The following is a 5,621-nucleotide window of genomic DNA, read 5'->3' as shown; positions in this document are numbered from 1 at the left end:
GATGGCCGGGGTGCAGCAATACGAGGCACCGCAAGGCGAGCTGGAGGAGATGCTGGCGCGCATCTGGGCCGAGGTGCTGGGCGTGGAGCGCGTGGGCCGCCGGGACGGCTTCTTCGAACTGGGCGGGGATTCCATCCTGGCGCTGAAGCTGGTGGAGCGCGCCCGTAAAGCGGCGCTGCGCCTCCTGCCCAGGCAGGTCTTCGAGCATCAGTCGCTGGCTGCCATGGCAAGGGTGGCGCAGCTTGCTCCCGAGGCAGACGGTGGCGTAGCCGCCATCCCACGCCTGGCGCCTGCATTGCGTGCACAGCCGTTGCAACCCTCCTACGCGCAATTGCGCCAATGGTTTCTGTGGCAGTTGGATCCCACCAGCTCGGCTTACCACATTGCGGGTGCGCTGCGCCTGTTCGGAGCGTTGGAGATGGATGCGGTCAGAACGTGCTTCGCGCAACTGCTGCATCGCCATGAGGCATTGCGCACGGTGTTTCCCCTGTCGAACAGCGGGCAGCCGCAGCAGGTGGTCCTGGCGCACATGGCGCTAGATATTGCTATGCAGGACCTGCAGGGATCGGATGCACAGAGCCGCGTTGATGCGGAAATCCGGCGGGTCAGCACGACACCCTTTGACCTGACTCAGGGGCCGTTGCTGCGTGTGGCCGTGTTGAAATTGGCCGAGGCGGAGCATGTGCTCGTCGTGGCCATGCACCATATCGTGTCCGATGGCTGGTCGCTGGACGTGATCATCCGCGACTTCGTGGCACTGTACCGTGCCCATGTTCTGGAGCAACCGTCCGGGCTTCCCGAGTTGCCCGTCTGCTACGCCGACTATGCGGCCTGGCAAATGACGTGGATGGACTCCGCAGAGAAGGCGCGTCAACTCGGCTACTGGACGCAGCAGTTGGGCGACGAGCATCCCATCCTCGAGCTTCCCCTGGACCATGCGCGGCAAGCCAGCGCGCAGTACGGCCTGGAAAGCCATGGTTTCGAGCTGGAACCGGCCCTGGCGCAGCGCCTGAAGGCCCGCGCCCACGAGCAGGGAGCCACGTTGTTCATGCTGCTGCTGGCAGGCCTGCAGGTGCAACTGAGCCGTTATAGCGGTCAGCCGGACATGCGGGTGGGCGTGCCCATCGCCAACCGCCACCGGCCCGGAACGGCTGGCATGGTGGGCATGTTCGTCAACACACAGGTACTGCGTTCGCGCATCGACGGGCATGCGAGCCTGGGGCAGATCATTGCGCAGGCCCGGCAAGCGGTGCTGGAGGCGCAGGCCCATCAGGACCTGCCGTTCGACCAGTTGGTGGAGGCACTGCAGCCCGAGAGAAACATCGGCATCAACCCCTTGTTCCAGGTCATGCACAACCACCAGCGTGTGGACACGCGCCCTCTGGAGCAATTGCCGGGGCTCAGGCTGCAGGAGATGCGCATTGGCGGCAGAACAGCCCAGTTCGAGTTGACGCTCAACACCACCGAATGTGCCGATGGCCGCATCCTGGTGAACTGGGCCTATGCCCGGGAGCTGTTCGATACACAGACCTTGGAACGCATGGCAGGCCACTACCGGGCCATTCTGCAGGCCATGGCCGAGAGGCCGCAGCAGGCTGTCAGGGACCTGGAACTGGTCGACGGCGCCGAGCGCGGGCGGTTGTGTGCATGGGGCGTCAACGACCAAGGGCAGCCGTATGCAGAGCCGGTGCATCGGGTTTTCGAGCACAGGGTGCGCGCGCATCCCGGGGCGACAGCCCTGGTATTCGAGGCGCAGGCACTGAGCTATGCCGAACTCAATGCACGGGCCAATCGCCTGGCTCACCGCCTCATCGCTCTGGGCGTGGGGCCCGAGGTGCGTGTGGGCGTTGCCGCGCACCGATCAGTCGAAATGGTGGTGGCGTTGCTGGCGGTACTGAAGGCCGGCGGCGCCTATGTGCCGCTGGACCCCGAATACCCCGAGGAGCGCCTGGCCTGGATTGCCGAGGACAGCCGCATGCAGTTGCTGCTTACGCAAAGCAGCCTGGGCATGTGCATTCCTGGCACGGCCCGGCTGGAACGGCTGGAGCTTGACCGCCTGGATTTGGGCACCGGCCCTGCCCACGATCCGGCAGTGCCCGTGCACGGCGAGAACCTGGCCTACGTGATCTATACGTCGGGCTCTACCGGGAGGCCCAAGGGCGCAGCGAACCGGCACTCTTCGCTGGCCAGTTGCATGAACTGGATGCAGCGCACCTATGTCATCAGCGGCGCCGACGCGGTGCTGCACAAGGCGCCGTTCGGCTTTGACGTATCGGTGTGGGAGATTTTCTGGCCGCTGACGGCGGGTGCACGCCTGGTGGTCTCCCGGCCCGGCGATCACCGGGACCCCGAGAGAATCATCGCGCTGATTCTCCAGCACGGCATTACGACGTTGAACTTTGTGCCTTCGATGCTGCAGGCCTTCCTGGCCCACGAGCGGATCGATGAGCAGGCACGCCTTCGCTATGTCATTTGCGGCGGCGAAGCCATGCCTTCGGACACGCAACGCGAGGCCCTGAGGCGCTTGCCAGGCGTAAGCCTGCAAAACCTCTACGGCCCCACGGAGACGACCATCCACGTCACGCGCTGGACCTGCCGCGACGAGGGGGACGCCATTGTCCCAAACGTTCCCATCGGCAGGCCCATCGACGGGATCCGGACCTATGTGCTGGATGCAGACCTCAACTTGGTTGCACCGGGTATGGCTGGCGAGCTGTACCTGGGCGGAACCGGGCTGGGTCGGGGCTACGTCAATCGCTCAGGCTTGACGTCGGAGCGGTTCGTCGCCAATCCCGTGGATGGCGGTGGGGAACTGCTCTACCGCACCGGTGATCTGGTCCGCTGGAATGCCGAAGCCCAGATCGAGTACCTGGGCCGCATCGACCATCAGGTCAAGATCCGGGGCCTGCGCATCGAGCTCGGAGAGATCGAGGCACGCCTACTGGCCCAGCCCGAGGTGCGCGAGGCGGTGGTGGTGGCCTGCGAAGGGCCCAACGGCCCGCTGCTGGTGGGCTACGTCGCGGCGCATCAGGCCATCGAACCCGCCGAGCTGCGTCAGCGCCTTGCCCGGGACCTGCCCGATTACATGGTGCCTGCCGGCGTCGTCGTGCTCCATGCCCTGCCGCTGAATGCCAATGGCAAGGTGGACAGAAAGGCACTGCCGGCCTTCGTCCCGGCATCGGCCACAGGCTACGAGCCGCCGCAGGGGGAGACCGAGGCCCTGCTGGCGGACCTTTGGTCCGAGGTGCTGGAGGTGCCGCGCGTAGGACGCAACGACCACTTTTTCGACCTGGGCGGCAACTCCATGGCGGTGATCCGGCTGCAACTGCGCGTGCAGCAGGCCTGTGGTGCCAGTGTCGGCCTGAGGACCTATTTCGAGAAGCCCCTGCTTAGCCATCTGGCAGTGCACATCGATGACGACATCCGCGGATCGAAAGCGGACAAGGTGGCCGATTTCGACCTGATCGGCTCCATTCTGGAAAAGGTAGAGGGATAAATGAAAAACACGTATCGCAGCTACGCGGAGCGCTTCGCGCTGCTGGCCGAAGACAAGAAAGGCCAAGTGCTCAAAATGCTCAAGGAGCAGGGCATCGACTTTTCCATGCTGGACATCGTGCCCAGGGATCCGCGCCGGGGTACACCGCCATCGTTTGCGCAGACCCGGCAGTGGTTTCTGTGGGAATTCGACCGCGCCAGCACGGCGTACCACATACCGGGCGCCCTGCGGATACGGGGCTGTCTGAACCTGGACGCGCTGCGCCTGGGGCTGAACAACGTGGTCGCGCGGCATGAGGCGCTGCGGGCCGTCTTCACCACCGATTCACAGGGACAGGTCGGCCAGAGGATTCAGGAGTCCGTGGCGCTGCAGGTGCCGCTGATCGATCTTTCAGGCCTGGCGCCCGATGCGCGGGAGTCGGCGCTCAGGAGCGAGGCGCAGAAACTCAGCGAAGCAGCCTTCGATCTGACCCAGGGGCCGCTGCTGCGGGCCGGTGTCATTCGGCTGCAAGGCGAAGATCAGGGCCAAGGAGAGGGTGACGAGCATGTGCTCGTGCTCACCATGCACCATATCGCCTCCGATGCATGGTCCATGGACATCATCCTGCAGGAATTCGGCCGGCACTATCTGGCTCTTACGCAGGGTGATAAACCTGCCAGCCTGGACCCCTTGCCCATCCAGTACGCCGACTACGCTGTGTGGCAAAAGGACTGGCTCAACTCGGGCGAGAGGGAGCGCCAGCTTGCCTACTGGACGCGGCAACTGGGCGGCGAGCAGCCGGTGCTGCAACTGCCGGTAGACTACGCGCGCCGCGCAGATGGCCGTTACCAGGCGGCAACCCGTACGGTGCAGTTGCCGGCGAGCCTGGCCACCCGGCTGCGCAAGAGCGCGCTGGCGCAGGATGCCACGCTGTTCATGGCTTTGCTGGCAATGTTCCAGCTGCTGCTCAACCGGTACACGTTGCAAGAGGACATTCGGGTCGGCGTCCCCATGGCCAACAGGCGCAGAGCGGAGACTCAGGGCGTGGTCGGGTTCTTTGTCAATACACAGGTTCTGCGCAGCCAGATCGACGAGCAGCAAAGCCTGGCCTCCTTGCTTGCCCAGGTGAGAAACCGGGCACTGGAGGCCCAGGAACACCAGGATCTGCCCTTCGAGCAATTGGTCGAGGCCCTTCGGCCCGACAGAAACCTCGGCGCAAGTCCGCTGTTCCAGGTCATGTTCAATCACCTCCAATTCGGTGCGCAGGCCGTGCTGCAGCTACCGGGACTGGATGTGCAGTCCTATGGACTGGGCGACATGGCGGCCAAGTACGAACTGATGCTCAGCACCAGCGAAGGCGTTGACGGTCAGATTAGCGCGAGCCTGCAGTACGCGAGCGGGCTTTTCGATTTGCAAACCATCGAAGGGATGGTGGACCACTATCTGTCCCTTCTGGGCGCCTTGGCCGACCATCCGGAACAGCGCATCTGCGAATTGGAATGGTCGGGCACGGTGCGGTGGCAGGCCCTGCTGGCGCGGGGGCAGTGCAAGGCGACTGCGGGCAGTCACTCTCCCTTGCACCGTCTTGTGGAGCGGCAGGCAATCAACCAGCCTGGCGCCATTGCGTTGCGTTGCGAGGATCAGAGCCTGACCTATGGCGAGCTCAACGCGAGAGCCAACGGAGTGGCCCACCGCCTGATGGCGCTGGGGGTGGTGCCGGAGACCCGGGTGGGCATTGCCATGCAGCGCTCGGTGGAGATGGTGGTGGGGCTGCTGGCCATTCTCAAGGCCGGTGGTGCCTATGTGCCGCTGGACCCGGATTACCCTGCTGATCGCCTGGCGCATATGGTCCAGGACAGCGGCATCGGATTGGTGCTTGCTCATTCGTCGGTGCGTGAACGCATTCCTGGCACGGCCGGGCTGAAGGTGCTGGAGATCGACACGCTGGACCTGTCGGGCGAGGCGGACACCGATCCGCAGGTGCAGGTGAGCCCGGACGGGCTGGCCTATGTGATCTACACCTCCGGCTCCACAGGCCGCCCCAAGGGCGCCCAACTGAGCCACCGCAACGTGGCGCGGCTGCTGGATGCCACCGAGGCCTGGTTCGGCTTCGGGCCCGACGACGTGTGGACGCTGTTTCACTCCT

At 64.8% G+C, this 5,621-nt stretch carries 2 protein-coding genes; both read left to right on the top strand.

The annotated features are described in order from the left end of the window. Positions 1 to 49: 49 nt before the first annotated feature. Positions 50 to 3,496, top strand: a complete 3,447-nt coding sequence (locus AVAK2825_RS24460) for a non-ribosomal peptide synthetase (protein WP_284403086.1) — start codon at positions 50 to 52, stop codon at positions 3,494 to 3,496. Continuing rightward, a partial coding sequence (locus tag AVAK2825_RS24455; protein WP_284403085.1) for a condensation domain-containing protein occupies positions 3,497 to 5,621 on the top strand: 2,125 nt, incomplete at its 3' end. It abuts the gene before it with no gap.

It is taken from the genome of Acidovorax sp. SUPP2825 (assembly GCF_030158995.1).
In the GTDB taxonomy this organism is placed as follows: Bacteria; Pseudomonadota; Gammaproteobacteria; order Burkholderiales; family Burkholderiaceae_C; genus Paracidovorax.
This window is presented reverse-complemented; position numbering and strand designations above follow the sequence as displayed.

What these genes read in the sequence shown, in the direction of transcription:
- AVAK2825_RS24460 (WP_284403086.1), top strand. Translation starts at nt 50, where the DNA reads ATGCTGGCGCGCATCTGGGCCGAGGTGCTGGGCGTGGAGCGCGTGGGC.